24 protein-coding genes are annotated in these 26,988 nt (G+C 71.4%); 17 read left to right on the top strand and 7 right to left on the bottom strand.

Features of this window, described 5'->3' with window-relative positions:
• Positions 1-134: 134 nt before the first annotated feature.
• The 5 genes from rfbA (at position 135) to rfbD (ending at position 5,478) form a co-directional block, all read left to right on the top strand.
• Positions 135-1,079 (top strand): glucose-1-phosphate thymidylyltransferase RfbA, encoded by a 945-nt coding sequence (gene rfbA / locus ACIP94_RS08420; RefSeq protein ID WP_402421340.1) that lies wholly within the window; start codon positions 135-137, stop codon positions 1,077-1,079.
• Between the two features lie 132 nt (positions 1,080-1,211).
• A complete protein-coding gene (locus tag ACIP94_RS08425) occupies positions 1,212-1,829 on the top strand; it encodes a dTDP-4-dehydrorhamnose 3,5-epimerase family protein (protein ID WP_402421343.1) in 618 nt (205 codons plus the stop codon).
• Positions 1,830-2,004: 175 nt separating this feature from the next.
• The gene (locus ACIP94_RS08430) at positions 2,005-3,432 is read left to right on the top strand and encodes a collagen-like protein (protein WP_402421345.1); all 1,428 of its coding nucleotides are present in this window, start codon (positions 2,005-2,007) and stop codon (positions 3,430-3,432) included.
• A gap of 154 nt (positions 3,433-3,586) precedes the next feature.
• Entirely contained in the window at positions 3,587-4,561 is a 975-nt protein-coding gene (rfbB, locus tag ACIP94_RS08435) for a dTDP-glucose 4,6-dehydratase (protein WP_402421348.1), read from the top strand.
• A complete protein-coding gene (rfbD, locus tag ACIP94_RS08440; protein WP_402421350.1) occupies positions 4,558-5,478 on the top strand; it encodes a dTDP-4-dehydrorhamnose reductase in 921 nt (306 codons plus the stop codon). Before rfbB ends, rfbD begins: the two co-directional genes overlap by 4 nt.
• A 101-nt stretch (positions 5,479-5,579) precedes the next feature.
• On the opposite strand, the gene ACIP94_RS08445 is transcribed toward rfbD, so the two are convergent.
• The 4 genes from ACIP94_RS08445 to ACIP94_RS08460 all read right to left on the bottom strand — a co-directional run bounded on the left by ACIP94_RS08445 (position 5,580) and on the right by ACIP94_RS08460 (position 9,625).
• The gene (locus ACIP94_RS08445) at positions 5,580-6,854 is read right to left on the bottom strand and encodes a glycosyltransferase (protein ID WP_402421352.1); all 1,275 of its coding nucleotides are present in this window, start codon (positions 6,852-6,854) and stop codon (positions 5,580-5,582) included.
• Positions 6,851-7,471 carry a tetratricopeptide repeat protein gene (locus ACIP94_RS08450; RefSeq protein WP_402421355.1) on the bottom strand — a complete coding sequence of 207 codons (621 nt, stop codon included), beginning with the start codon at positions 7,469-7,471 and terminating at the stop codon, positions 6,851-6,853. The genes ACIP94_RS08445 and ACIP94_RS08450 overlap by 4 nt, the downstream gene beginning before the upstream one ends.
• Before the next feature lie 404 nt (positions 7,472-7,875).
• Positions 7,876-8,301, bottom strand: a complete 426-nt coding sequence (locus tag ACIP94_RS08455; protein ID WP_402421358.1) for a hypothetical protein — start codon at positions 8,299-8,301, stop codon at positions 7,876-7,878.
• 112 nt (positions 8,302-8,413) lie between these two features.
• Positions 8,414-9,625 carry a pyridoxal phosphate-dependent aminotransferase gene (locus tag ACIP94_RS08460; protein WP_402421752.1) on the bottom strand — a complete coding sequence of 404 codons (1,212 nt, stop codon included), beginning with the start codon at positions 9,623-9,625 and terminating at the stop codon, positions 8,414-8,416.
• A gap of 251 nt (positions 9,626-9,876) precedes the next feature.
• Between ACIP94_RS08460 and ACIP94_RS08465 the strand changes: the two genes are divergently transcribed.
• On the top strand, positions 9,877-10,557 hold the full coding sequence (locus ACIP94_RS08465; RefSeq protein WP_402421361.1) for a hypothetical protein: 681 nt from the start codon (positions 9,877-9,879) through the stop codon (positions 10,555-10,557).
• Positions 10,558-10,726: 169 nt separating this feature from the next.
• Positions 10,727-11,602 carry a serine protease gene (locus tag ACIP94_RS08470; protein WP_402421364.1) on the top strand — a complete coding sequence of 292 codons (876 nt, stop codon included), beginning with the start codon at positions 10,727-10,729 and terminating at the stop codon, positions 11,600-11,602.
• 28 nt (positions 11,603-11,630) lie between these two features.
• Here the strand turns inward: ACIP94_RS08470 and ACIP94_RS08475 are convergent, their stop codons facing one another.
• Positions 11,631-13,241 carry an amidohydrolase family protein gene (locus tag ACIP94_RS08475; protein WP_402421366.1) on the bottom strand — a complete coding sequence of 537 codons (1,611 nt, stop codon included), beginning with the start codon at positions 13,239-13,241 and terminating at the stop codon, positions 11,631-11,633.
• A gap of 11 nt (positions 13,242-13,252) precedes the next feature.
• Positions 13,253-14,530: an alanine racemase gene (locus ACIP94_RS08480; protein WP_402421368.1), complete on the bottom strand. Its 1,278-nt coding sequence runs from the start codon at positions 14,528-14,530 to the stop codon at positions 13,253-13,255.
• A 229-nt stretch (positions 14,531-14,759) separates the two neighbouring features.
• On the opposite strand from ACIP94_RS08480, the gene ACIP94_RS08485 reads away from it, so the two are divergent.
• From ACIP94_RS08485 to ACIP94_RS08505, 5 genes are all read left to right on the top strand, one after another.
• Positions 14,760-15,797, top strand: coding sequence for a sugar kinase (locus ACIP94_RS08485; protein ID WP_402421755.1), 1,038 nt, complete (start codon positions 14,760-14,762; stop codon positions 15,795-15,797).
• A complete protein-coding gene (locus tag ACIP94_RS08490) occupies positions 15,794-16,555 on the top strand; it encodes an IclR family transcriptional regulator (RefSeq protein ID WP_402421371.1) in 762 nt (253 codons plus the stop codon). The genes ACIP94_RS08485 and ACIP94_RS08490 overlap by 4 nt, the downstream gene beginning before the upstream one ends.
• Positions 16,552-16,962: a RidA family protein gene (locus ACIP94_RS08495; protein WP_402421374.1), complete on the top strand. Its 411-nt coding sequence runs from the start codon at positions 16,552-16,554 to the stop codon at positions 16,960-16,962. Before ACIP94_RS08490 ends, ACIP94_RS08495 begins: the two co-directional genes overlap by 4 nt.
• Positions 16,963-17,100: 138 nt before the next feature.
• Positions 17,101-18,621 carry a GntP family permease gene (locus ACIP94_RS08500; protein WP_402421377.1) on the top strand — a complete coding sequence of 507 codons (1,521 nt, stop codon included), beginning with the start codon at positions 17,101-17,103 and terminating at the stop codon, positions 18,619-18,621.
• Between the two features lie 114 nt (positions 18,622-18,735).
• Positions 18,736-19,407: a hypothetical protein gene (locus ACIP94_RS08505; protein ID WP_402421380.1), complete on the top strand. Its 672-nt coding sequence runs from the start codon at positions 18,736-18,738 to the stop codon at positions 19,405-19,407.
• A 126-nt stretch (positions 19,408-19,533) separates the two neighbouring features.
• Here ACIP94_RS08505 and ACIP94_RS08510 read toward each other — a convergent pair whose 3' ends face one another.
• Positions 19,534-21,219 (bottom strand): chitinase, encoded by a 1,686-nt coding sequence (locus tag ACIP94_RS08510; RefSeq protein ID WP_402421758.1) that lies wholly within the window; start codon positions 21,217-21,219, stop codon positions 19,534-19,536.
• A gap of 351 nt (positions 21,220-21,570) precedes the next feature.
• Between ACIP94_RS08510 and ACIP94_RS08515 the strand changes: the two genes are divergently transcribed.
• The 5 genes from ACIP94_RS08515 to ACIP94_RS08535 all read left to right on the top strand — a co-directional run bounded on the left by ACIP94_RS08515 (position 21,571) and on the right by ACIP94_RS08535 (position 26,969).
• Positions 21,571-22,434, top strand: a complete 864-nt coding sequence (locus tag ACIP94_RS08515; protein WP_402421382.1) for a hypothetical protein — start codon at positions 21,571-21,573, stop codon at positions 22,432-22,434.
• Positions 22,435-22,582: 148 nt separating this feature from the next.
• A complete protein-coding gene (gene cpaB, locus ACIP94_RS08520) occupies positions 22,583-23,296 on the top strand; it encodes a Flp pilus assembly protein CpaB (RefSeq protein ID WP_402421384.1) in 714 nt (237 codons plus the stop codon).
• Between the two features lie 120 nt (positions 23,297-23,416).
• Positions 23,417-25,030 carry a CpaE family protein gene (locus ACIP94_RS08525; protein WP_402421387.1) on the top strand — a complete coding sequence of 538 codons (1,614 nt, stop codon included), beginning with the start codon at positions 23,417-23,419 and terminating at the stop codon, positions 25,028-25,030.
• A gap of 254 nt (positions 25,031-25,284) precedes the next feature.
• Positions 25,285-25,620 (top strand): TadE/TadG family type IV pilus assembly protein, encoded by a 336-nt coding sequence (locus ACIP94_RS08530; RefSeq protein ID WP_402421390.1) that lies wholly within the window; start codon positions 25,285-25,287, stop codon positions 25,618-25,620.
• An 8-nt stretch (positions 25,621-25,628) separates the two neighbouring features.
• A complete protein-coding gene (locus ACIP94_RS08535) occupies positions 25,629-26,969 on the top strand; it encodes a CpaF family protein (RefSeq protein WP_402421392.1) in 1,341 nt (446 codons plus the stop codon).
• The last annotated feature ends 19 nt before the right edge of the window (positions 26,970-26,988 follow it).

Here is a 26,988-nt window from a genome sequence, read left to right on the forward strand (position 1 = left end):
ACGCACCGGGCCGGAGCCCGCACCGTACAACGGCGTACGGATTGCGAGCCCGGCCCGGTGCGCGTTCATCCCCGTACACACCGTGAGCCCTGTCGAAAGCGGACAGTGATGGGCAATTCACCTATGGTGATGCCATGCGCGGAATCCTGTTGGCCGCGGGTACCGGCTCGCGACTGTGGCCGTTGACCCGTTCGGTCTCGAAGCAGCTTCTTCCGGTTTTCGACAAACCCATGGTCTATTACCCGCTTTCCACACTCGTGATGGCGGGCATCCGGGAGATCCTGGTCATCACCACGCCCGAAGACCAGTACCAGTTCCGCCGGTTGCTCGGCGACGGCCGTCAACTCGGCCTGCGGCTGGAATATGCCGTGCAGGAACGCCCGGAGGGCATCGCGCAGGCACTCGTCCTGGGGGCCGACTTCCTCGACGGCGAGCCGGTCGCCCTGATCCTGGGCGACAACATCTTCCACGGAAGCGGCCTCGGCACCCGGCTGGCCCGCAATGACGATCCTGCGGGCGGCAGGGTGTTCGCCTACCCGGTCGCCAACCCCTCGGCCTACGGTGTCGTCGAGTTCGACACACAGGGACGGGCCCTGTCCATCGAGGAGAAGCCCGCCCGGCCCCGCTCCCGGTACGCCGTGCCCGGACTGTACTTCTACGACCACCACGTCGTGGACATCGCCCGCGATCTGCGCCCCAGTGCCCGGGGCGAGTTGGAGATCACCGACCTCAACCGTGTCTATCTCGAGGCCGGTGCGCTCCATGTCACCCGGCTCGACCGGGGCACCGCGTGGCTGGACACCGGCACCTTCACCTCCCTGGTGCAGGCCTCGGAGTTCGTGCGCGTGATCGAGGAGCGCCAGGGTTTCAAGGTCGGCTGTGTCGAGGAGGCGGTCTGGCGGGCCGGCCTGATCGACGACGACCGGCTCCGGGAACTGGCCCAGCCGCTGCTCAAGAGCGGATACGGCCGCTATCTGCTGGGGCTGCTGGACGACTGCGGCGGTCTGGTCCCACCCCGGCGGGAGCCTGGCTCGCGGCCCGGGGAACTGCTGTCCGCGGGCCCGGCCGCTCGCTCCTGAAGTCGCGCGGCGGATGTCCCGAAGACACACAGGACGGGATGTCCCGAAGACACACACGACGGGATGTCCCGACGACACCCACGGACGCAGTGACCCACGACAACAGCGGCGTGGGGGGAAGGAAGCAGGCGCGTGCGACCACTTGGCATCGAAGGGGCCTGGGTGGACACACCCAGGGTGTTCACGGACGGCAGGGGAAGATTCCACGAGTGGTTCAAGGGAGAAACGTTCCACGGCTCCACCGGACAGGGATTCGGGCTCGCGCAGGCCAACTGCTCCCGCTCCGTCCGCGGCACGCTGCGCGGCATCCACTACGCGGCGGTCCCGCCGGGCCAGGCCAAGTACGTCACCTGTGTCAGCGGCGCAGTCCTCGACGTGGTGGTCGACATCCGCACCGGCTCCCCAAGCTTCGGGACCTGGGAGGCGGTCCGGCTCGACGACACCACACACCGCTGCCTGTATCTCTCGGAGGGACTGGGCCACGCCTTCATGGCCCTGGAGAACAACTCCACCGTCGTCTATCTGTGTTCACAGCCCTATGCGCCGCGGCGGGAGTACGGGATCAACCCGCTCGACCCGGCCCTGGGCATCGCCTGGCCCGAGGACCTCGTACCGCTCCTGTCCGACAAGGACGCCATGGCACCCACGCTTGTGGAGGCCGAGAGGCAGGGCCTGCTGCCTTCCTACGGGGAGTGCGACGCCTATCGCAGAAGTCTGGTGACGGCACCTGTAGGACAGCCGCGTGGGTGATCTTCGTCGGTGACACGGAGTGACGGGTAAGCGAAATGTGACGGAGCGTGAAAGATGGCCGCGTCCGTGGCCACGGGCAACGTGAGCGCCCCCAGTGCGTGCGCTTGCGGTGTGGTCACTCCACGTTTCGTGAGGAAGGTTCTCAGTGAGCCGTAGAACTACCCGAAGTTCACGCGTGAAATCCGCCACGATGGTCTCGGTCGGCGCGCTTGCCGTCGTGCTGAACATTGCCCCGAGCACAGTCGCCGTCGCCGACGCCATCCACCGGTCCGGCGCGGGCAGCAGTGTGGGGCTGCCGGGCCCGAAGGGCGCCACGGGTGCCCACCATCACAAGATCGGGGGCAGGAGCACCAAAGTCCGCGGCGGCGTCCACTCGGGGAACCCGAGTCCCCCGGGCACGAACGGCCATGACGACCATGACCACGACGGCCATGGCGGCGGCGTGGGTGGCCCTGCCGGTCCGCAGGGCCCGCAGGGCCCGCAGGGTCCGCAGGGCCCTCCCGGCGGCGGCGTTGGCGGCCCGCAAGGCTCGCAAGGCCGGCAGGGAGCCACCGGTACCCCCGGCCCCCAGGGCATCCCGGGTGCGCAGGGTTTCCAGGGCGCGCAGGGTTCCCAGGGCGCCACCGGTGTTCAGGGTGCCCAGGGTTTCCAGGGCTTCCAGGGCGCCACCGGTGCTCAGGGTGCCCAGGGTTTCCAGGGCTTCCAGGGCGCCACCGGTGCTCAGGGCACGCAGGGCACCACCGGTGCTCAGGGTTTCCAGGGCTTCCAGGGCGCGCAGGGTGCGACGGGCACCCCCGGTCCGCAGGGCATCCCGGGCGCGCAGGGTGCGACGGGCGCCACCGGTCCACAGGGGACGCAGGGCACCCAGGGCACGCAGGGGACGCAGGGCACCACCGGTGCTCAGGGCTTCCAGGGTTTCCAGGGCTTCCAGGGTGCACAGGGTGCGACGGGCACCCCCGGTCCGCAGGGCATCCCGGGCGCGCAGGGTGCGACGGGTGCCACCGGTCCGCAGGGTACGCAGGGTGCCCAGGGCACGCAGGGCACCACCGGTGCTCAGGGCTTCCAGGGCTTCCAGGGTGGCCCGGGCACGCAGGGTGCGACGGGTGCCACCGGTCCGCAGGGCACGCAGGGTGCCCAGGGCGACCCCGGTGTCCAGGGTCCGACGGGTGCGACCGGCCCGACGGGTCCCACCGGTCCCCAGGGGACGCAGGGTGCGACGGGTGCCACCGGCGCCCAGGGCGTCCCGGGTGCGACGGGCGCCACCGGTCCGCAGGGCACGCAGGGTGCCCAGGGCGTCCCCGGTGTCCAGGGTCCGACGGGTGCGACCGGCCCGGCGGGTCCCACCGGTCCCCAGGGAACGCAGGGTGCTCAGGGTGCCGGGGTCGGCGCCACCTACGTGGTGACCGGCGCCCAGGGCACCACGTCGACCGCCGGCTGCAACCCCGGTGACGTGGCCCTCGGAGGCGGGTTCCAGGACACCGCGCCCGGCCAGAACATCGATGTCTCCAGGCCGGTCTTCACCGGGACCGGCCCCGCCACCGGGTGGCAGGTCGTCTCCGGAGGACCGGCCACGGCCTTCGCGATCTGCGCCCCGGTGACCTGACCGCAGGTGCGGTCGCCTGACCGGGAAACGCGCGACGGTGCCCCGAGGCCTGGCCTCGCGGGCACCGTCCGCGTTCCACCCAAGGCCCCGGCCCGGGGCCGCAATGCCCCATCGAATCCGACCGACGAACTCGATCGATAAACTTCGGAGAACCATGCGTATCCTCGTGACCGGCGGCGCCGGATTCATCGGTTCGGAATACGTCCGACGGCGGTTCCGATCGGACCCGGCGGCGCGGATCACCGTTCTCGACTCACTCACGTATTCAGGGGTCGAGGCCAATCTCGCGCCGGTGGCGGAACACCCCGGCTACCGATTCGTCCGGGGCGATGTCTGCGACCCGGACCTGGTCGACCAGGTGATGGCGGGCCAGGACGCGGTGGTCCACTTCGCCGCCGAGTCGCATGTGGACCGGTCGATCGACGGCGCCGGTCCGTTCGTCCGCACCAATGTGATGGGCACACAAGTGCTTCTGGACGCGGCCCGCCGGCACCGTGTCGGCCGTTTCGTGCACGTCTCCACCGACGAGGTGTACGGCTCGATCGGCGAGGGCTCGTGGACCGAGGAGTGCGCGCTCGCGCCCAACTCCCCGTACGCCGCCTCGAAGGCCGGCTCCGATCTGCTGGCCCTCGCCTACCACCGAACCCACGGCCTGGATGTCGTGGTCACCCGGTGCACCAACAACTACGGGCCGCACCAGTTCCCCGAGAAGGTCATCCCGCTCTTCATCACCCACCTGCTCGACGGCAGGACCGTCCCCCTGTACGGGGACGGGCGCAACGTCCGCGACTGGCTGCATGTCTCCGACCACTGCCGGGGCATCGACCTGGTCCTGGACGGCGGCAGGGCCGGAGAGGTCTACCACATCGGCGGCGGAACGGAGCTGAGCAACCACAAGCTGACCGGCCTGCTGCTGGACGCGGTCGGCGCGGGCTGGGACCGGGTCGAGTACGTGGCCGACCGCAAGGGCCACGATCTGCGCTACTCGCTGGACGACGGAAAGATCCGCGAACAGCTCGGCTATGCCCCGCAGGTCGACTTCGCGCAGGGGCTGGCCGCCACGGTGGACTGGTACCGCGCACACCGCTCCTGGTGGGAGCCGCTGAAGGAGAGGGCCGAGCTGCGGTGACCACGCACTGGCTGGTGACCGGCGCGCACGGGCTGCTCGGCCGGGAGGTACGGGCCGAACTCGCCGCCGATCCCGGCGCCGTGGTGACGGCACCGGGCCGCGACCGGCTCGACATCACCGACCCGGCCGCCGTGCGCGCGGCCGTCGACGGCCACCGGGTGGTCGTCAACTGCGCGGCGTGGACGGACGTCGACGGCGCCGAGCGCGACGAGGCGGCGGCAACGGCCGTGAACGGCACGGGCGTCCGCCATCTCGCCCGCGCCTGCGCGGACACCGGGGCGCTGCTGCTGCACATCTCCACCGACTACGTGTTCCCGGGCGACGCCCGAGGCCCGTACCCCGAGGACGCCCCGACGGAGCCCGTCAACGCGTACGGGCGAAGCAAACAGGCGGGGGAGCGGGCGGTCGCCGAACTGCTGCCGGAGACCGGCTACATCGTGCGGACGGCCTGGCTCTACGGCGAGCACGGCCGCAACTTCGTGGCCACCGTCCTCGGCCTCGCGGCCCGGCGCACGACCCTGGACGTGGTGGCCGACCAGCATGGCCAGCCGACCTGGTCCCGGGCGCTCGCCCGGCACCTGGCCGCCCTCGGCCGTGCCGCCCTGGCCGGACGGGCACCGGCCGGCGTCTACCACGGCACGGCGGCCGGCCAGACCACCTGGCACGGGCTGGCGCGGGAGACCTTCCGGCTCGGCGGCCTCGATCCGGCCCGCGTCCGCCCGGTGGGGTCGGACAAGTTCCCGCGTCCGGCCGCCCGCCCGGCGTTCGGTGTGCTCGGTCACGGCAACTGGGCCCGAGCGGGCCTCGCCCCCCTCCCGCGCTGGGACGACCAGCTGACCGCGGCCCTGGCCACACCGCACTTCGCCGCGCTGGCCCTCGCGGCGCGGTCGGCCGTCGGCGGGCACCCGCCGGACTGAGGAGGAGCGGGCCGTCCACGGGGCCACCGCGGACGGCCCCGGAAACGCGCGGATGCCCCGTGGGACCCGAGGACCCCACGGGGCATCGCCATACCCGGGGGCTAGACCAGCAGCGGTCCGCCGCACCGTTCGGCGCCCTCCTTCATCGCGATCAGGTTGGCGACCACATAGGAGATGTCGTTCCGGGAGTGCCACTCGGTCGGGAAGTAGGTGACGAGCCGTGACGACTGGAACCTGGCCTCGATCTCCGGCACGAACGTGCGGTACTGGTTGTCCGTGTAATACCAGAACGAGTTCTCGTTGTAGAAGGCCACGTGGGTCGGGTCCTGGTACGCGCCGCGCCCATCGGAACTGGGCGTCATGGTGAGCAGCATGCCGCCGGGGGCCAGCAGCCGGTACAGCTCGTTGATCAGCGGCACCTTCGCGGGGACGTGCTCCAGGAAGTCCACCGCCCGCATCAGGCCGACGGAGTTGTCGGGCAGGTCCAGCGGGTCGGGCAGGGTCGCGACGATGTCGACGCCCTCTCCCGGGTGCTGGTCCACGCCCAGGTACCCGGGCGGCTTGCGGTGGGCCGCGCCGAGGTCCAGCGCGACCAGCCCGCGACGCTCGGTCCAGGCGAGCGCGTTGGCCTCGATGTACTTGTCGTACAGGGCGACCGTCTCGCGCTGGATGTGCGCGTTGATCTCCGGGTCGCGCTGGGTGTTCGACGGGTGCATCCGCTGCAGATACAGACAGCGGGGGATGTGGTGGAAGTCGCCGATGTGGAACAGCCGGCACATCAGGTCCTGGTCGTCGAGGACCGTGCGGGTGGCGTCGTAGCCGCCGGCCTTCTCGTAGCTCTCCTTGCGGAACGCCCGCACATGGTTGGGGGCGTACCAGATGTAGGAGACATTGTGCGGGGTCGGGGCCATGGACTTGGCCTGCAGCAGGGTGCGGCCGTCGACGCGCACCTCCTCGTACTGCCAGCCGTGCGCCTCGTTGAAGCGCGTGTCGTCCCGCTTCCCGTCCTCGGTGATCTGGGCGGTGTTGCTGTAGACGAACACGGCCTCGGGATGCTCGTCGAACGCCCTGCCGAGTTCTGCGAGGCACGCCGTCGCCAGCAGGTCGTCGTGGTCGAGTTCCACGAGGATCTCGCCGCGTGCCAGCTCGCAGGCCCTGCGCTTGGCCGCCCCGACGCCCCGGACGTCGTCCGCGATCTCCACGCGCACCCGCTCGTCGGGCCGCTCGGGGCGCCACCGGGCGCCGTTGTTGAGCAGGACGATCCACTCCCAGTCCGGGCAGGTCTGCGCCTGGAGGGTGGCCAGGCACTCATCGAGGAAACGGGGCCGGTGGCTGGGGGTGAAGACGGAGAACCTGGGTGTTGCAGTCGACGTCATCGGGAGTCACCTGCTTGGCTCGATGTCGGTGGGGGGCTTACGTCGTCCCGGAACGGTTCGGGCACCGCGGAGTACAGCGAGGGGTCGGCGGCCACGGCACGGCGGAACTCGGCCGCCGCCTCGTGGTCCCGGTCCTTCTTCGCCAGGATCTGACCGAGTTGCAGATGGGCCGTGGAGGCCCGGGGAGTGGCGGCGATGGCGCGCTTGAGGAGGGTGACGGCCCGGTCGGGCTCGCTCGACTTCAGCAGCACCGCCTCGTTGTAGAGGGCGGAGGCGTACGCCGGATCGACCTTCAGCGCCTTGTCGTAGGCCGCACGGGCGTCGGCGGTTCTGCCCTCCCGCTGTGCGAGGACCCCGAGGTTGTACCAGGCGGTCTTGTTGTGGGGGTCCAGGTCCAGCAGGCGCCGGTAGGTTCGGGCCGCCCCGGCCGAGTCGTGGTACTGCTCCTGCAACAGGGCGGCGGCCAGAAGCGCGCCGGCCTCCTGGCTCTTTTGGGTCGTCGGCGCGGCCTTGGAGCCCGCGGGCGGGGCCGGGTGGGACTGCACCGCCCAAGCGGCGATCCCACCGGCCACCGCCACCGTTGCGGCGAGCCCTGCCCACAATGTCCTACGTTTCACTTTGTCACATCTCGCGGAATGGTGAGGGAACCCCCCTTGTGTCCGCCGACGTTACGAGCCCGTCCCGGTGACGCCACCCAGCGGCGGGCGGTTCGGGGCCGTGGTCCACCCGAATGCATGCACGTCCGGATACGGTGCGCCGGAAATCGGTGCCCAATCTCGTGCTGTCATCGGTTAATTGGGCGGACTGTTCGGTAATTCGTCGGCAGATAGGGCTTTCATCGTGCCGACGGGCCGAAGGAGCCTCGGCGGTGGGCGAGTTCGCGGAGGCGGTGAGGGTGCCGGTGGGGAGGGGCGCGAGGGGCCCGAGGCGGCGGCAAGTAGTGGCGCCCGGTCCGCGCGTCGCTATGGGTGCACGCGGACCGGGGCCGTCGAGGGGAGCCGATCGGGGCGGCTCGGGAGGGTCAGCCGGCGGCGATCGGCTCGCGCGGTTCCGGCGACGCGGCGGCGTGGGCGTCGATGCGCTCCGCCGACAGGATCGCGGCCGCCGTGTCAGCGCGGGAGGCCGCCACCACCAGGGCCCGGCCCGCCAGCGCATGGGCGCGCCGGTGGAGCGCAGCGATCTGCGGTTCACCGCCGTGCGCGGCGGGTGTCGCACGGACCGGCCGTACGCCCCCGCGCAGCCGCGCCACCTGCTCGGTGAGTCGTTCGGCCGCCGTGTCCAGGTCCCCGGAGGGCGACAGGGCCCGCAGCTCGTCCGTCACCGCGAGCAGTGCGGCCAGATGACCGGCGAGCTGGATGTCCAGCTCCTCCTCGCGGGAGCGGTGCGGGAAGTCGGGGGCAGGGCCGGCCGTCGTGTGGACCGACTTGGTGCGGATCGGTTCGTACATGGGACGGCCCTCCTGTGCGTGACAGGAAACCATCCTAGCTTGGATTTCGTCTAAAGTTGAGCCGGATCGCAGAGTGCGTCGGCCGGTCACGCATCGTGAGGGGCGGGCGCGATCAGGGCTGGCTGTATCCGTCCAGGAAATTCCCTATCCGCGTGACCGCCGAGGTCAGATCGGCCACGGTCGGCAGGGTGACCACCCGGAAGTGGTCGGGCTCCGGCCAGTTGAAGCCTGTCCCCTGGACCACCATGATCTTCTCGCTGCGCAGCAGGTCGAGAACCATCTGGCGGTCGTCCTTGATCTTGAAGACATTCGGGTCGAGGCGCGGGAACAGGTACAGCGCGCCCTTCGGCTTCACACAGCTCACACCCGGGATCTGGGTCAGCAGCTCATACGCCGCGTCCCGCTGCTCCTTCAGCCGTCCGCCCGGCAGCACCAGATCATTGATCGTCTGGCGGCCGCTGAGCGCCGCCACCACACCGTGCTGGCCCGGCATGTTCGCGCACAGCCGCATGTTCGCGAGGATCGTCAGACCCTCGATGTACGACGCCGCGTGCGCCCGGGGGCCGGAGATCGACATCCAGCCCACCCGGTACCCCGCCACCCGGTACGCCTTCGACATGCCGTTGAACGTGAGGGTCAGCAGGTCCGGGGCCACCGCCGCGGTCGGCGTGTGGGTGGCGCCGTCGTAGAGGATCTTGTCGTAGATCTCGTCGGAGCAGACGAGAAGGTTGTGCCGGCGCGCGATGTCGGTGAGACCGCGGAGCATCGCCTCGTCGTACACCGCGCCCGTCGGGTTGTTCGGGTTGATGATGACGAGGGCCTTGGTGCGGTCGGTGATCTTGCGTTCCACGTCCGCCAGGTCCGGCATCCAGTCGGACTGCTCGTCGCAGCGGTAGTGCACGGCCGTGCCGCCCGCCAGGGACACGGCCGCCGTCCACAGCGGGTAGTCCGGGGCCGGTACGAGCACCTCGTCGCCGTCGTCGAGCAGGCCCTGCATCGCCATGACGATCAGCTCGGAGACACCGTTGCCGATGAAGACGTGCTCCACGTCCGTCTCGATGCCGAGGGTCTGGTTGTGCATCACGACCGCCCGGCGGGCGGCCAGCAGGCCCTTGGCGTCGCCGTAGCCGTGGGCCGTCGAGACATTGCGGAGGATGTCCTCGAGGATCTCGGGCGGGCACTCGAAGCCGAAGGCGGCCGGGTTGCCGGTGTTGAGCTTGAGGATGCGGTGACCGGCCGCCTCCAGCCGCATCGCCTCCTCGAGAACCGGGCCCCGGATCTCGTAGCAGACATTGGCGAGTTTCGTGGACTGGATCACCTGCATGTCCGTGAGCTTACGGCCGAGGATCCGGTCCTGCTGCGTGTTTTCCACCACGTGGGCGGTGCCGGTTCCCTCGGTCGTCCCCCGGGCGGCTGCCTCACGTGTCACTTCCGCCCCTAAGATGCACGCCCATGTCTTGGGAACATCGGCCCGGCGACGGGACACACGGCGCGAATGCCGTCAATGGCGCGACGGGTGCCCACCCCACCGGGGGGACGCAGCCGGAGAACGGAGAACCGCAGAGTCCTCCGAACGTGTACCACCCGTATGCCGAGACGGCCCCCGAGTACGACCGGTACGCCGACCCGGCGGCCGCCCATGGCTGGCAGAACGCCTACGACGAGACGCGCGAGCTGCCTCCCGTGACGCTCGACGAGCACGGCCCGGCAGAGCCCGCCGCCGAAGGGCCGGCGGCGCCGGCCTCCGACGGACCGGTGGCGCGCGCTCCCGGGGGCGGCTCACGGCACCGGGCGCGGCCCGCGCCGCGCTCCCGCCGGCCCCGCCGTGCGCTCCTGGCCGCCGGGGCGCTCGGTGTCGTGGGGGTGGCCGCCGCTCTCGCCGGGAGCCTCGGCTCCGGTTCCCCCGGCGGCGCGCCTCCCGGCGCGCCGGGAGGCGCCGAGTCCGCGCGGCCGAAGGCGGCCCGGTCCGAGCCGCCCGTGGAGAGCGGCGCCCCGTCCTTCGCCTCCGCCGAGCCGTCGCGTTCCGTCGAGCCGTCCCGGTCCGTCGCGCCGGCCGCCGCCGAGAGCGCGCCCCCGACGGCCGCGGCCTCACGGGAGGTGCCCGCCACGCGGAGCGGGGCCCCGGCCACCTCCACGGCGGCGCCCACCGGCGAGGCCTCCAACCCGCCCTCCACCACCGCGAGCCCCACCGCACCGGACAACACCTGGCACGACCATTCGGGCCATGGGCACGGGGGCCCCAGGCACCCCTGGTGAGCGCGTGGCGCCGCCCGGCAGGGGCGCGGGCGCGGCGGTGATTCGGCCGAAAACCGCTCCTTGCCCCCGCCTACCTCTCCGCTGACAATGCGCATGACAAACACAGGGCGGGCCGGACGACCTCCGGCCCGTCACGTCATCGCAACCTCATCAAGAGGGGACCCCCCACATGAGAAAGCCTCTCGTTGCCGCGCTGTTCGCTCTGGTGATCGCCGGAGCCGGTGCGGCACCGGCGGTCGCGGCTCCCCAGGCCGCCCGGACCGCGCCCACGGCTTCCCGCACCACCGCGGCTTCCCGGACGGCCACGGTCCAGGCCGTCAACTTCGCCGGCACCGTCTCGCTCAGCAACTGCTCCGGCTCCGTCATCCGCTTCCCGAACTCCGCGGACACCGACCCGGCGCTCGTGCTCACCAACGGCCACTGCCTGGAGACCGGCTTCCCCGGCCCGGGCGAGGTCATCGTCGGGCAGTCCTCCAGCCGTACGTTCGGACTGCTCAACTCCTCGGGCAGCAGGGTCGCGACGCTGCGCGCCGGCAAGGTCGCGTACTCGACGATGACCGACACGGACATCACGATCTACCAGCTCACCAGTACCTACGCGCAGATCAGAAGCTCCTACGGCATCAGCGCGCTCACTGTCGCGGACACCCACCCGGTCGCCGGTACCGCCATCAAGGTCGTCTCCGGTTACTGGAAGCGCACCTACAGCTGCGACATCGACGGGTTCGTCTACCGTCTGAAAGAGGGCGACTGGACCTGGAAGGACTCGGTCCGCTACACCTCCGCCTGCAATACCATCGGCGGCACCTCGGGCTCGCCCGTCATCGACAACAGCACCGGCAAGGTCGTCGCCGTCAACAACACCGGCAACGAGGACGGTGAGCGCTGCACCGTCGACAACCCTTGCGAGGTCGACGAGAACGGCACGGTGACCGTGCGTCAGGGCACCAACTACGCCGAGGAGACCTACCAGATACCCGCGTGCTTCGGCACCGGGAACAAGCTGAACCTCAGCGCGAGCGGCTGCGTGCTGCCCAAGCCGTAACCGCTCCCGGCGGCTCGACGGCGGGCGGTCACACCGGAGTCCTGCGGACCGCCCGCCCCGCCAGGACGTCCGTGCGGCGTCCGTCCTCGATCACGAAACGGCCGTCGACCAGCACATACGGGATACCGGTCGGCAGGGTGCGCGGCCGTTCGAAGGTGGAGCCCGCCGCGACCGTGGCCGGATCGAAGAGCACCAGGTCGGCGCGGTACCCCTCGCGGACCAGACCGCGGTCCGGCAGACGCAGCCGGGCCGCCGGACGCGAGGTGAGCCGGGCCACGCACTCCTCCAGCGACAGCACCCCCAACTCGCGCACATACCGGCCGAGGTAGTGCGGGAAGGTGCCGTACGCCCGCGGATGTGGCTTCGCACCCTGCAGGATGCCGTCGGAACCGCCGGTGTGGACGCGGTGCCGCATGATCGCCCGAACATTCTCCTCGTGGCCCACATGCTGGAGGATCGTCGGTCCCAGCCGGTCCTCGACAAGCAGCCGGCGGGCCGTGGCCCAGGGGTCCTCGCCGCGCCGGTCCGCCGCCTGGCGCACCGTGGTGCCGACGTAGCCGGCGAGCCCCGGATCGCTCACCCCGGAGATCTCGACGGTGTCCCAGTCGACGGGCACGCCATGGCAGCCGTCGGCGCCGACGACCTCCAGATCGTGGCGGATCCGCTCGGCCGTCGCGGGGTCGGCGAGCCGCCGCAGGGTCTCCTCGGGGCCGCCCTCGCTCGCCCAGCTCGGCAGCAACGCCGCCAGCGTGGTGGAGCCCGGGGTGTAGGGGTAGGTGTCCAGGGTGATGTCCGCGCCCGCCGCCAGGGCCTCGTCGAGCAGGGACAGCAGTTCGGGCGCGCGGCCCTTGTTCACGCCGAAGTTCATGGTGGCGTGCGCGAGGTGCAGCGGACAGCCGGACGCACGGGCCAGGGCCACCATCTCCGCGTACGCCTCCAGTGCGCCCGCGCCGTAACTGCGGTGGTGTGGGCAGTAGTAGCCGCCGTATGCGGCCACCACCCGGCACAGTTCGGTGAGTTCGGCGTTCCCGGCGTACATGCCGGGGGTGTAGGTGAGCCCGGACGACAGGCCGACCGCGCCCTGCTCCAGGCCCTTTGCGACCAGGCGCCGCATGCGCTCCAGCTCTCCGGGCGTCGCCTCCCGGTCCTCCCAGCCGACGGTCAGCATCCGGACCGTGCCCTGCGGGATCAGATAGGCGGCGTTGACCGCGATGCCCTGGTCCAGGCGGTCCAGGTACTCGCCCACCGTCCGCCAGGTGAAGTCGATGTCGTCGCCGTAGCCGTTCCAGCCGGTGATCGCCCGGCGCACCTCCTCCAGCGTCCGGTCGTCGACCGGCGCGTACGACAGCCCGTCCTGCCCGATGACCTCCAGCGTCACGCCCTGCGCCGCCTTCGCGCTGTGGTCGGGGTCGCGCAGCAGGGCGAGGTCGCTGTGGGCGTGCATGTCGACGAAGCCGGGGGCGAGGACCAGACCCTCCGCGTCCAGTTCCCGCACGGCCCGGGGGCGCTGGCAGCCCGCCGCCGCGGCCTCCTTCACGATGGTGACGATCCTGCCGCCGTCGATCACGACGTCGGCGCGGTACGAGGGTTCCCCGCTGCCGTCCACGACGTCCGCGTCCCGGATGACGAGCTGCTCCACGACCTGCCCTCCTAGAAGAACGTGCGGACGCAGTCGACGACCGTCCCGTCCGCCTCGGCCACCGGGATCACCTGCCACTTGTCGAAGGACGTGCACGGGTGGGACAGGCCGAAGCCGACCCAGTCACCCACCTCGACGTCCGCCTCGGGGCCGGTGCGCAGCCAGAGGTGCTGGTCGGACAGGGCGGTCACCTCGATCCCGGCCGCCGGGCGCTCGGTGCCCTCCCGGCGCACCGTCCGGGCCACGGGGAGGTCGAGATCGTAGGCGGCGTCCCGTTTGCCCGCGTTGACGAACGCCTGGTCCGCCGACGGGCGGGAGACCACCTGGGCCCACAGCCGGAACGCGGGCTCCAGGGCACCCTCCTCCGGCACCCGGTTGAACGGGGTCAGGCTGCGGTAGTGGACGTCGTCGTGCGAGACATACGCGCCCGAGCGCAGCAACTTCAGTACGGGCAGCGAGAGTTCGGGGATCTCCGCGAAGACGTCGGCGACCGCGTCGAACCACTCGCTGCCGCCCGCGCTCACCACGATCTCCCCGGCCCCCGTGAACCGCCCCGCCTTGTCGAACTCCACGGCGATCCCGGTCAGCCGCTGCAGCCAGGCGCGCACCCGCTCCGGCGAGGCCTCGGGCACCTGGGCCTCGTACCCCGCCACGCCCACCAGGCGCAGCGTGTCCGTGCCCGCCACCGCGTCCGCGACCGCCCGCGCGTCCGCCTCCGTGCGCACGCCGGTGCGGGCGCCCTCGCCCGCGCCCAGCTCGACGACGACCTCCAGCGGCCGGGCGGCGCCCTTCAGGGCCGCCTCCATCAACTCCACCCCGCGCACGGAGTCGACGTAGCAGACGAAGCGGAACTCCGGGTCGGCGGCCAGCTCGGCGGCGATCCAGCGCAGGGCCGCGGCGTCCACCAGCTCGTTGGCGAGGAACACCCGGCCGATCCCGAACGCCCGTGCCACGCGGACCTGGTGGGGGAGCGCGAGCGTGATGCCCCACGCGCCGTGCTCCATCTGGCGGTGGAAGAGCTGCGGAGCCATCGACGTCTTGCCGTGCGGGGCGAAGGCGAGGCCGTGGCGGGCCGTGTACGTCTCCATCAGCTCGAGGTTGTGCCGGAGGCGCTCGGCGGACAGGGCGAGGACGGGAGTGGTGAAACCGCCGGTGAACAGATTGCGGCGTTCGGCCGCGAGGTCGGCGAGGGTGAGCCCCTCGGCGTCCGGCGGGAGGCCCTTGAAACGGTGGTCGACGCGGTCCGCCAGGAGGGCGGCGAGGCGTTCTGCGGCGGTGGCGGCGTCCATGAGGCCTCCCTGAGGTCGATTGTTGCGCTCTGTGCAACGACCGTTGCGTATCTCGCTTGGTGCTGTCTAACATCCCGGCCAACGCGGGGTCAACGGAGCCGCCGTGACCCGCGCAAGCGCAGAGGAGCCAGCCACCATCGTGACCGCCAACGGTCTGCCCGTCGCCGCTGCCACCCCGGACGTCTCGGACGCCCGGGATGTATCGGACACCCGGGGCGTCTCGGACGTCGTGGATCTCGTCGCGCTCGGCGAGTCCATGGTCACGTTCCTGCCGTCCGGGCCGGGCAGGCTGGCCGAGGTGCCGTCCTTCGCGCGGGGCATCGGCGGCGCCGAGTCGAATGTCGCCTGCGTGCTGGCGGCCTCCGGGCACTCCGCGAGGTGGGTCAGCCGGGTCGGGGCGGACGGCTTCGGCGAGCACTTGGTCGAGGCCATCGGGGCGTACGGCGTCGACGTCGGGTCCGTGCGGCGCGATCCGGCGCGCCCGACCGGGATCTACTTCCGCACGGCGGGGGACCGGGCGGGCGACGACCACGAGGTGGCGTACTACCGGGCGGGATCGGCGGCCTCGGCGATGTCGGTGGAGAACGTCGACCTGGAGGCGGTGCTGGCCGGCCGGGTGCTGCATCTGTCCGGGATCACGGCCGCGCTGTCCGATGACTGCCGGGAGCTGCTGAGGGAGCTGACCGCGCCCCGGGCCGGGCGCCCGTTGGTCTCCTTCGACGTCAACCACCGTCCCGGGCTGTGGCGCGACGCCGACGGGCCCCGGGTGCTGCGGGAGTTGGCGTGCGGAGCCGACATCGTGTTCGTGGGGGACGACGAGGCCCGCCAGGTGTGGGGACTGCGTGGCGCCCGTGCCGTCAGGCAGGCGCTGCCGGAGCCGGAGATCGTGGTCGTCAAGCAGGGCGGGGGCGGGGCGATCGCGCTCGGCAGGGAATCGGGCGGCCCGTGCGAGGACGTCGCTGATACCGCCACCTTCGTACCCGCCCCGCACGTCGACGTCGTCGCCGCGGTCGGTGCCGGTGACGCCTTCGCCGCCGGGTTCCTCTCCGCCACCCTGCGTGGGCTGCCGGTGCGGGACCGGCTGCGGCACGGGCATCTGATGGCCGCCGCGGCGCTGACCGTCCCCGGCGACCTCGCCGCCCCTGCCTCCCGCGACCACGCCGACCGGCTCGCCGCACTCGACGACGCCGCGTGGGAGACACTTCGACTCGGCCCCGGCTGGACCGAAGCCGACGCACGGGCCGCGGAGGAGGTACGCACACCATGAGCCAGACCGTCGACCGGGCGCTGAGCATCCTGCCGCTGCTGGCCGAGGGGCCCGCCGATCTCGGGCAGGTCGCCGACCGGCTCGGCGTGCACAAGTCCACCGCTCTGCGGCTGCTGCGCACGCTGCACGAGCACGGCCTGGTCTACCGCCAGTCCGACCAGCGCTACCGCCTGGGCGCCCGTCTCTTCGCCCTCGCCCAGCAGGCCGTGGAGAACCTCGACATCCGGGAGATCGCCCACCCCCACCTCGTCCGCCTCAACGAGGCGTGCGGACACACCGTCCATCTCGCGGTGTACGAGGAGAACGAGGTCCTCTACATCGACAAGGTGGACAGCCGCTACCCGGTGCGGATGTACTCCCGCATCGGCAAGCCGGTCGCCATCACCGTCGCGGCCGTCGCCAAGCTGCTGCTCGCCGACCTCCCCGAGCCCGAGCGCCGCGCCGTCGCGGAGAAGCTCGACTACCCCCTCTACACGGCCCGTTCCACGCCGAACGCCGCCGCCTTCCTCAAGGAGCTGGCGGCCGTGCGCGGGCAGGGCTGGGCCACCGACCTCGGCGGCCACGAGGAGTCCATCAACTGCGTCGCCGCCCCCATCCGGGGTGCGGACGGACGGGTCGTCGCGGCCATGTCGGTCTCCGCGCCCAATGTCGTCGTCACCGCCGACGAACTCCTCACCCTGCTCCCGCTGGTGCGCCGTACCGCGGACGCCATCACCCGGGAGTACTCCGGCAACACGCCAGCAAAGGACTCCGTATGACGGACAAGACCGCCCTGACCCCCAAGACCCACACGACCCCGCCCGCCCGGTTCTCCCACGGTGTGCGCAAGGGCAACATCCTCCAGGTCGCCGGCCAGGTGGGCTTCCTGCCCGCCGAGGAGGGCAAGCCGCCCACCCCCGCGGGCCCCACCCTGCGCGTACAGACCCTGCAGACCCTCGACAACGTCAAGGCGATCCTCGAGGAGGGCGGGGCCGGCTGGGACGACGTGATGATGATCCGCGTCTATCTCACCGATGTGGGCCACTTCGCCGAGATGAACGAGATCTACGACGCCTACTTCGACGAGCAGGGCCTGACCCAGCCGCCCGCCGCCCGGACCACCGTCTACGTGGGCCTCCCGGCCGGCCTCCTCATCGAGATCGACGCGCTGGCCGTCCTCGGCTGACCCGGCGCCGGCCCCGGCCGCCACACTCCCGCACTCCGTACGTCGTCACGGTGCGGCGTCCCGCCCCTGGGGTGCCGCGCCGCGATCCCCCCTGCCGAAATTTCCATGCGCTTACCAGAAGCCCGAGGTCCCCCTGTCATGCCCATGCCTTTCCTGGCAGCCTCCACCACGCCACCGTCCCCACCCCACACCGGCGGCCTGCTCGCCCTCGTCCACGGCACCGCCGGCCTGCTCACCGTGGCGGCGCTCGGTATCGCGCTGCTGCTGGTGCTCATCATCAAGGCACGGCTGCAGCCCTTCGTCGCGCTGCTCGCGGTCTCCATAGCCGTCGGCCTCGGCGCCGGACTGTCGGTCACCGAACTCTTCGGCACGGTCCAGCGCTCCGACGCCGTCTCCCTGATCGAGTCCGGCATGGGCGGCACCCTCGGCCACATCGCCATCATCATCGGCCTCGGCACGATGCTCGGCGCGGTCCTCGAAGTCAGCGGCGGCGCCGAGGTGCTGGCGTCCCGGCTGCTGAACCTCTTCGGTGAACAGCGCGCCCCGCTCGCCATGGGACTCACCGGCCTGATCTTCGGCATCCCGGTCTTCTTCGACGTCGGCATCTTCGTGCTCGCGCCGATCGTGTACGCGGCCGCCAAGCGGGGTGGCAAGTCGATCCTTCTCTACTGCCTGCCGCTGCTCGCGGGCCTGTCGATGACCCATGCGTTCCTGCCGCCGCACCCGGGTCCGGTGGCCGCCGCCGGTCTGCTGAAGGTCGACCTCGGCATGGTCATCCTGATGGGCGTCGTCTGCGGCATCCCGGCGGTGCTGGCCGCCTGGGCGTGGTCGGCCTGGATCGGCAAGCGGATCTTCGTGCCCGTACCGCAGGGCATGGCGGAAGCGGCCGAGGAGGCGAAGGCGGTGCTGGCCGAGGAGCAGCGGGCGGCCGGGGTTCCTCCCGCGGAGGAGCCGGTGCCGCTCACCACGGTCCTCGCGATCATCGGCACACCGCTGGTTCTGATCCTGCTGTCCACCTTCTCCTCGATCGCCTTCGCCCCTTCCCCAAGCTCTCCGGCAAGCTCCGGGCAGGGGGGACCTCCATCGGGACGCTCGGTGATCGAGTTCTTCGGTCACCCCTTCGTGGCGCTGACGATCGCCCTGCTGCTGGCGTACTACCTGCTCGGCATCCGCCGCGGCTGGTCCCGTAAGTCCCTGGAGACGGTGTCCACCGCCTCCCTCAAGCCGATCGGCAACATCCTGCTCGTGGTCGGCGCGGGCGGGGTCTTCGGCGCGGTCCTCAAGGGCAGCGGGGTCGCTCAGGCCCTCTCCGACACGTTCCACAACGTCGGTCTGCCGGTGATCGTCCTCGCGTATCTGATCTCGCTCGTGCTGCGGGTTGCCCAGGGTTCGGCGACGGTCGCGATCGTCACGACGGCGGGTATCGTCGCTCCGCTCCTGACGGAGGGTCATCACTCCCAGGCCTTCGCGGCCCTGGTCATCATGGCCATCTCGGCGGGTTCCATCTTCGCCTCGCACGTCAACGACGGCGGCTTCTGGATGGTGGCCAAGTACTTCGGCATCAGCGAACGGGACACCCTGCGGACGTGGACCGTCCTGGAATCCGTCCTGTCGGTGGCCGGGTTCGCGGTGGCGGCGGTGGTGAGCCTCTTCGTCTAGCGAGGAACGTGTCGAGCGGAGAGGCGTGAGGCGCGGATGTGAAAGGCGAATATTCGGGTAACGATGCAGGGGCTGGCTGTGTCCGTCACAGGATCTTCGACCATACTGCCCGCTGTGGAGCAGCGCATAGGTCCGAAGAGCCAGCCCCTGGACGGTGCCGGGATCGACCCGGCCTTCATCCCCGGGCTCACCTCACCCGTGTCCGGTGTACGGGGGGACTCCGGCGAACCGGAGGACGCCGTACCGGACGACGGGAAGGCCGCCGCCGCGGAACCGGCCGAGTCGGCTGATCCGGCAGAGCGCGAGGAGCACGCGGAGCGTGAAGGACGCGCGGAGCGCGGGGAGGCCGATGACGAGGCCTCCGCGGAGGAGTCCGTAGCCGACGACGCCGTAGCCGATGACGCCGTAGCCGATGACGCCGTGGCCGACGAGGTCGTGGCCGAGGGGGGCGAAGCGGAGGAGAAGGCCCCCGACGGGCCCGTCTTCGAGGCCGCCGACCGGCGTGCGCGGATCGTCGCGGACGACAGCGGTGTCCGGCTCCGTCTGGACGACCAGGAGTGCGACTTCCGCTGGGACGAGATCAGTGCCGTCGAGACCCAGACCCCGCGCTTCGGGAAGCGGTTCACCGTCACGGTGCACACGCCTGACCGCCGCTGGTACCCGATCGAGATCGAGGCGACGGCCAGGGCGCGCTTCACGGAGTGGGAGGCCCGGCTGGACGAGGTTCTGGACGCCTACTTCGAGGACGGCGGGAAGGAACCCGACGCCGCGCGGGACGACGCCTGATCCATGGGGTCAGCCGCAGTACCGGGCCTCCTTGCCGATGGACCGGGACATCCGGTGAGCGCAACCGCGAAACCCCTGATGCCCGGCCGTGAGAAGCCGGGCATCAGGGGCGCAACCACAGGGGAGTCAGGGCAGGGCGTGCACGTGCGGTCCCACCGCGTTCGACCAGGCGTTGCCCGACGTCGCGTCCCAGTTCGTCGACCAGGTCATCGCACCCCGCAGGTCCGGGTAGGTCTTCGACGGCTTGAAGGAGCCGCAGTTCGTGGCCTTCGTCAGACAGTCGAGGGCGTTGTCCACCACCGTCGGGGAGACGTAACCGCTGCCCGCCGCGCTGGTCGAGGCGGGGACGCCCAGACCCACCTGTGACGGGGACAGACCGCCCTGGAGCTGGATGCACGCCAGGGCGGTCAGGAAGTCCACCGAGCCCTGGCTGTAGACCTTGCCGTCGCAGCCCAGCATGGAACCGCTGTTGTAGTACTGGGTGTTGACGACCGTCAGGATGTCCTTCACGTTCAGTGCGGTCTGGAAGTAGCCGTTCGACGTCGACTGCATGTCGATGGTCTGCGGGGCCATCGTGATGACCAGCGACGAGCCCGCCTTCGACGACAGCTGCCGCAGTGCCTGTGTCATGTACGTCGCGTTGATGCCGTTCTCCAGATCGATGTCCACACCGTCGAAGCCGTAGGTCTGCATCAGCGAGTACACCGAGTTCGCGAAGTTCGCGGCCGACGTCGGGTCGCTCACCGACACCGTGCCGTTCTGCCCGCCGACCGAGATGATCACCTTCTTGCCGGCCGCGTGCTGGGCGGCGATGTCCGCCTTGAACCGGTCCACCGTGTAGCCGCCGAGCCCGGAGGAGTCCAGGGTGAAGGAGACCGCGCCCGGCGTGCTCGTCGCGTCCGCGAACGCCACCGCGATGATATCGTACTGGGCCGGCACGTCCGAGAGCCTCTGCACCGTCGCGCCGTTGTTGAAGTTCTGCCAGTAGCCCGTCACGGCGTGCTTCGGCAGCCCTCCGGTCCCTCCGCCGCCGGACGAGGGTGCCGTCGTGGCCGTCACCGCCGTCGACTTCGGCGACTCGCCCGCCGCGTTCGTCGCCGTCACCTGGAAGGAGTACGACGTCGACGGGGACAGTCCTGTCACCGTGGCCGAGGTGCCGGTCAGGGCGGACACCTTCGTACCGCCCTGGTAGACGTTGTAGCCCGTCGCGTCCGACACCGCGTTCCAGGACAGGGAGGCCGACGATGACGTGGTGGAGGAGACCGCCAGGCCCGTGGGCGCCGCGGGCACGGCCGGGGACGGGTCGCCTCCGCCGCCCCCGTCCGGGCCGTACACCGACACGTCGTCCGCGTAGTACGCCGCCTGGCCGTACCAGCCGTGCAGGTACACCGTCACCGAGGTCGTCGAGGCGCCGGTGGTGAAGGTCGTCGACAACTGCTTCCAGGCCGACGAGTCCGGTGTCCACGTCGACACGTCCGTCGTGCCGGTGCCCGTCGCGCCCAGGTAGGTGTAGCCACCCTGCACCCATGCGCTCAGCGTGTACGTCGAGCTGGGGCTGACCGCCACCGTCTGGGCGCACTGCGCGTAGTCCTGGCCCGCCGGGGCCGCCTTCAGCGCGGCGGCGCCGCCGTGCACCGGGGAGGACACCGTCGTACCGCTGCCGGCCGAACAGGTCCAGCCCGCCAGGCCGGACTCGAAGCCGGCGTTCCCGGCGTTGTTGACGTCCGCGGCGGCCGCGTTCCCGGCGCTCAGGAAGGTGAGGGCGAGCGCGGCGACGGCGGCCCCGGCCAGGGTCCGTCTGCGGTGGAACATGCCTGATGCGCGGTCCACTTGAGCCTCCGGTGTGGGGAGAGGGAAAAGGGGAGGGGAGAGCCCTGCGGAACGGTGGCCACCGCCGATGTCCACGAATTTGGTCCAGACCAATACGGTTGTCAATACCTCTGGCGCCCTCAACACCCGTAGCGGCAGGTCGAGTTGTGGCATATGCGCCTACTCTGTGTCGATCATGGACCCACCTTCGGTGAGATGATCTTTCCGATTCGGTGTTGAGCCGGGCATGCCGTGGATATGGTGCTGGTGCAGGACGATGCAAGAGGACGCAACAGGGGCCATCTGAGGCGGTGGTCGACCACCCCGCCGCAGTGAACGGGGTGGTGTGCAGCCGTGCCGACCGCGATAGCCGTCACCAGTCCCGATCTGGTGCTCCCGCCGCTCGACCGGCAGACCCCGCCCGCCGTCGTCCAGCCGGGGCCCACGCTCGAGCAGTCCCTGAACGGCATGCACACGCTGATCGAGCAGCACGGGTACGTCATCGCGCTGCACTCCGCGTCCGGTGACGACCCGGCCGTCCAGCGGCTGCGCACCGTGCGCTCCGTCCTGGAGAGCGACCGCATCGCGCTGGTCGGCGCCGATCTGCCCCCGCTCGGACTGGCCCTGCTCGCCCAGCAGTTACGCCAGCTTTCGGTCTGCGACTTCAGCCCGGGCGTCCTGGCGTCGTCCGCGCGGCTGCTCGCCCACTACATCTACGCCGGTGCCCTCCTCGGCTCGGTCACCCGGCTCGACCGCGTCCCCGTCCCGCTCACCTCGCACGCCAAGTCGTGGGTCCCGAACGCCCACTTCGCCGTGCTCGCCCACCCTCGGCCGCAGCTCGTCCGCATCGGTCAGGAGGAGTTACCGGGACCCGAGTTCGGCACCCGGATGGTCGTCGCCGCCGGCCAGCCGCCCTCGGACTGGGTCACGGCCTCCCTCGCGCCCGCCTGGCGGGCGCAGGGCGTCGCGACCGTACCCCTCCCCCAGGACTCCGGCCGCTGGTGGGGGACCCAGCGGCTCGTGGAGTTCGCCGCGGGTCTGCACGACGTCTCCGTGCTCTACCAGCTCGTCACATCCGTACGACGCGAGGTGTGCCACTGGTGCGGCCTCGAACTCATCGGCGACCGCTGCGGTTTCTGTGCCGCGTCCCTGCCCCAGCCCCCCGGCCGCCAGGCGGTCGCCGCCACCGCCCACGCACTGCCGCGAGGCGGCACGTGAACACCGTGCGCGTCACTCCATCGCCGTACGCACCATTCCCCGCCTTGGCCGCGCTCGTCCACGGCCCGCCGCACCACCGCTCGACCGCTCTCCGGCCGGAGAGCGGGCCGGCCCGACCGCACGGCACGTCCCCTCGAGGTGAGATGTAGTGAACGCACGCCAGCGCCGCGGCGTCATCCTGCTGGTGCTCTCGGCCCTCGCCGCCGTGGGCGCCTTCGCCGGCGTCCTGTCGGTGATCCGCGACGCGAACTCGAAGGTCGGACCGGAGGTCACGGCGTACCGGCTCAAGGGCGACATCCCGCCGTACCAGGACCTGACGGCCGACCAGTTCCAGCAGATCGCCATGCCCCGGCGCTGGCTGTCCGCGACGGCCGTCACCAGCCTCTCGCAGATCCGCGGCAAGATCGCGGTGACCCGGCTGGAGAAGGGGTCGCTGCTCCAGACCGACATGATCGTCGACCGGCCCGCGCTTCAGCCGGGACAGCAGGAGATCGCGATCATGATCGACGCGTCCACCGGCGTCGCGGGCAAGATCGACCCCGGCTCGCGGGTCAACATCTACGCCACCTTCAAGGCCCAGAACGACAAGGGCAAGGACGAGTCCAAGATCATCGTGACCAATGCCCGCGTCCTCGACGTCGGCAAACTCACCGCCCTCGAGCCGGACCAGTCAAGCGACGAGCGCCGTCGCAACGCCACCGAGGCCGTCCCCATCACCTTCGCGCTCGACACGGCGGACGCCCAACGGGTCGCGTACGCGGAGTCGTTCGCCGAACATGTCCGGCTCGCCCTGGTCGCGGGCGGCTCCCAGACCGCGGTCACGCCCGGCGACCGTACGTACACCCTCGACCAGGACAAGTAGGAGGCCACGCATGAGGTCCGTCCCGGTCCCCTGCGGCTCCGTCCGCAGCCGATCCGTTCCCGGCGGTCCCGTCCTCGGGGGGTCCGTTCCCGGCGGTCCCGTCCTCGGGGGGTCGCGCCGATGACCATCCGGGTCCTTCCCGCCGTCGGTGACATCGACGCGGTCCGCACGCTCTCCAGCCTGCTCGGCCAGCTCCCGGACACCGAACCCGCCCAGCCGGTGCCGGACTCCACCGCCCTGCTCGACACCCTGGCACGCCTGGCCGGCGAGTCCCTCGACGAACTGCCCGAGGTCGTCCTCGTCCACGAGCGGATCGGCCCGGTCCCCGCGCTCGAGCTGATCCGCGACCTGGCGATGCGCTTCCCGGCCGTCGGGGTCGTCCTCATCACCGCCGACACGAGCACGGGCGTGCTCACCGCCGCGATGGACTCCGGCGCCCGCGGCATTGTCACCCTCCCGCTCGGCTACGACGCCCTCGCCGAGCGCGTCCAGGCCGCCGCGGCCTGGTCCGCCGGGATGCGGCGCCATCTGGGCAGCACGCCCGCCGAGCTGTACTCCGGCCCAGGTGGGACCGTGGTCACCGTGACCGGCGCGAAGGGCGGGGTCGGCGCGACCGTTACGGCCGTTCAACTGGCCCTCGCGGCAAGGGCGTCGGGTCGTACCGTCGCCCTGGTCGACCTCGATCTGCAGTCCGGGGACGTCGCCTCCTACCTGGACGTGCAGTTCCGGCGCTCGGTGGCCGACCTCGCCGCGATCACGGACATCAACCCCCGCGTCCTCCAGGACGCCGTCTACACCCACGACAGCGGTGTCGGGCTGCTTCTCGCGCCCGCCGAGGGCGAGCGCGGCGAGGAGGTCACCGACCGGGTGGCCCGCCAGGTCATCGGCGCGCTGCGCTCCCGGCACGATGTGGTGATCGTCGACTGCGGCGCCCAGATGAACTCCGCGACCGCCGCGGCCGTCGAGATCGCCGACCAGGCGCTGCTCCTCGTCACCCCGGACGTGGTCGCGGTCCGCGCCGCCAAGCGGATGGTGCGCATGTGGGACCGGTTGCAGATCCGCAAGGCCGAGGAGACGCTCACGGTCGTCAACCGCCACTCGCGCGGTACGGAGATCCAGCCGTCCCTCGTCGAACGCATCACCGGCACCAGGGTGGCCCGGGCCGCGGTCCCGGCGTCCTTCAAGGAACTCCAGTCGGTCGTGGACGCCGGGCGCCTTCAGGACCTCGACGCCCGTTCCACGGTGAAGCAGGCGCTGTGGGCGCTGGCGGGCGAGCTGGGGCTGGTGACGGTGCAGGAGGGCGGGGGCGGACGCCGGCGCAGGGCGTCGTCGGACCGTGGGGCGCTGACCCTGTGGCGCAAGGGCGGGGACCGGGGTGCGGTCACCCTGGAGTTCGCCGGGATGTTCCCGCTGCTGCTGGTCGTGATGGCGCTGCTGTGGGAGTGCGTCCTGTACGGCTACACGTACTCCCTGGCGGGCAACGCGGCCGACGAGGCGGCGCGCGCGGCCACGGCGGCCCAGGCCGTGCACGGCGATGTGGCGGGGGCGTGCCGGTCGGCGGGGGCCGCGCATCTGCCGGCCGCTTGGAGCGGCGCTGACATCCGCTGCGGGGAGGAGGGGCCGGTGATGAAGGCGAGCGTACGGGCCGAGGTCCCGCTGTTCTTCCCGGGCGTCAACCCGGGATGGCGGGTGCAGGGGTCCGCCGGAGCGGCCCTGGAGGGGGACGGCCGATGAGGACGCTTCTCCGCCGCCGGGGAGCCGAGTCGGCGGCTGGACGGCTGCGCCGCCGGGGAGCCGATTCGGCGGCCGGACGGGTGCGCGGCCGGGGAGCCGGCCCGGCGTACGGGCCGCCGCACCGTCGTAGCGCTGATGGGGTGGGTGGGCGGTTGTGCCGCGGTAGCGCTGATCCGGCGGGCGGGCGGTCGTGCCGCCGTAGAACGGACTGGGCGGCCAGGCGGTCGCGCCTCCGGGACGACCGCGGCGTCTCGATGCTCGAATTCGCCGGCTTTATCCCCATCCTCCTCGTCATCGGCATGGCCGCCATCCAGTTGGGCCTCATCGGCTACGGCATCAACCAGGCCGGCACCGCCGCCCGCGCCGCCGCCCGTGTCGCCTCCCAGAACGGCGACGGGAACGCGGCGGGCGTGGCGGCCGTCAGCGGCTGGCTCAGCCCGAGCGTCGACGCCCCCAGGGGCCCCGGCACCACCACCGCCACCGTCACGGTCACCGTGCCCTCCGTCATCCCCCTCTTCGGCGACTGGCCCGTGACTCGCCGGGCCACCATGCCCAACGACCCCACCCCCCTCGCCCCGGGAAGGAGCTGACGACCGGTATGAGCCTCCGCTCCCGTATCACCGCCCCCGACGACGGCGCAGCCGCCCGCGAGGACGGACACCTCGTCGCGGTCTACCGTGCCAAGCTCCTCGAAGAGATCGACCTCGCGGAGATGTCCGGCCTCGCGGCCGCCGACCGCCGGGTCCGTCTGGAGCGCGTCCTCGGCCACCTCATCAGCCGGGAGGGCCCCGTCCTCTCCTCGGCCGAACGCTCGCAGCTGATCCGCCGGGTCGTCGACGAGGCCCTAGGCCTCGGCGTCCTCGAACCGCTCCTCGCCGACGCGTCGATCACGGAGATCATGGTGAACGGCCCGGACTCGATCTTCGTGGAGCGGGCCGGCCGCGTCGAACAGCTTCCGCTGCGCTTCGCCTCCACCGAGCAGCTGATGCAGACGATCGAACGGATCGTCTCGACGGTCAACCGGCGCGTGGACGAGTCCAATCCGATGGTCGACGCCCGTCTGCCCACCGGCGAGCGCGTCAACGTCATCATCCCGCCGCTCACCCTGACCGGGCCCACCCTCACCATCCGCCGCTTCCCGCGCGCCTACACCCTTCCCGAACTCATCGGACTCGGGTCCCTCGACGAGCAGATGCTCATGCTGCTCGCCGCGTTCGTCCGCGCCCGCTTCAACCTGATCGTCAGCGGCGGTACGGGCACCGGGAAGACGACCCTGCTCAACGCCCTGTCCGGGCTGATCCCCGCGCACGAGCGCATCATCACCATCGAGGACTCCGCCGAGCTCCAGCTCCAGCAGGAGCACGTCATCCGCCTGGAGTCCCGCCCCCCGAACGTGGAGGGCAAGGGCCAGATCACCATTCGCGACCTGGTCCGCAACAGCCTCCGCATGCGCCCCGACCGCATCATTGTCGGCGAGGTCCGCGGCGGCGAGACCCTCGACATGCTCCAGGCGATGTCGACGGGCCACGACGGCTCGCTCGCCACCGTCCACGCCAACTCGGCCGAGGACGCCCTGATGAGGTTGCAGACCCTGGGCTCGATGTCCGAGGTGCTCATCCCCTTCGAGGCGCTCAAGGACCAGATCAACTCGGCGGTGGACGTGGTCGTCCAGCTCGCCCGGTACGCCGACGGCTCCCGCAAGGTGGTGGAGATCGCCCTCGTGGTCTCCCACGGCCGCGAGCAGTTCCGAGTCGCCACCGTGTCGCGCTTCGTGCCCCAGCCCCTCGGAGCAGACCGGATCGTCCGCGGCCGCTTCGAGCACCTTCCGCTGCCCCGGGCGGTCGCGGAGAAGCTGTACGTCGCCGACGAACCGCTCCCGCCCGCCTTCGGCGTCGCGGAGGCCCTCGACGTACTCCCCACCCGGCAGGCTCTCGGATGACCCCCGCACACGTCAGGAG

It is taken from the genome of Streptomyces sp. NPDC093261 (genome assembly GCF_044753645.1).
In the GTDB taxonomy this organism is placed as follows: domain Bacteria; phylum Actinomycetota; class Actinomycetes; order Streptomycetales; family Streptomycetaceae; genus Streptomyces.

Bases quoted from the DNA above. Each gene is read 5' to 3' on its own strand.
- rfbA (WP_402421340.1), top strand. From the start codon at position 135: ATGCGCGGAATCCTGTTGGCCGCGGGTACCGGCTCGCGACTGTGGCCG.
- rfbB (WP_402421348.1), top strand. From the start codon at position 3,587: ATGCGTATCCTCGTGACCGGCGGCGCCGGATTCATCGGTTCGGAATAC.
- ACIP94_RS08445 (WP_402421352.1), bottom strand. From the start codon at position 6,854: ATGACGTCGACTGCAACACCCAGGTTCTCCGTCTTCACCCCCAGCCAC.
- ACIP94_RS08455 (WP_402421358.1), bottom strand. From the start codon at position 8,301: ATGTACGAACCGATCCGCACCAAGTCGGTCCACACGACGGCCGGCCCT.
- ACIP94_RS08460 (WP_402421752.1), bottom strand. From the start codon at position 9,625: ATGCAGGTGATCCAGTCCACGAAACTCGCCAATGTCTGCTACGAGATC.
- ACIP94_RS08470 (WP_402421364.1), top strand. From the start codon at position 10,727: ATGAGAAAGCCTCTCGTTGCCGCGCTGTTCGCTCTGGTGATCGCCGGA.
- ACIP94_RS08480 (WP_402421368.1), bottom strand. From the start codon at position 14,530: ATGGACGCCGCCACCGCCGCAGAACGCCTCGCCGCCCTCCTGGCGGAC.
- ACIP94_RS08490 (WP_402421371.1), top strand. From the start codon at position 15,794: ATGAGCCAGACCGTCGACCGGGCGCTGAGCATCCTGCCGCTGCTGGCC.
- ACIP94_RS08495 (WP_402421374.1), top strand. From the start codon at position 16,552: ATGACGGACAAGACCGCCCTGACCCCCAAGACCCACACGACCCCGCCC.
- ACIP94_RS08500 (WP_402421377.1), top strand. From the start codon at position 17,101: ATGCCCATGCCTTTCCTGGCAGCCTCCACCACGCCACCGTCCCCACCC.
- ACIP94_RS08510 (WP_402421758.1), bottom strand. From the start codon at position 21,219: ATGTTCCACCGCAGACGGACCCTGGCCGGGGCCGCCGTCGCCGCGCTC.
- ACIP94_RS08525 (WP_402421387.1), top strand. From the start codon at position 23,417: ATGACCATCCGGGTCCTTCCCGCCGTCGGTGACATCGACGCGGTCCGC.
- ACIP94_RS08530 (WP_402421390.1), top strand. From the start codon at position 25,285: ATGCTCGAATTCGCCGGCTTTATCCCCATCCTCCTCGTCATCGGCATG.
- ACIP94_RS08535 (WP_402421392.1), top strand. From the start codon at position 25,629: ATGAGCCTCCGCTCCCGTATCACCGCCCCCGACGACGGCGCAGCCGCC.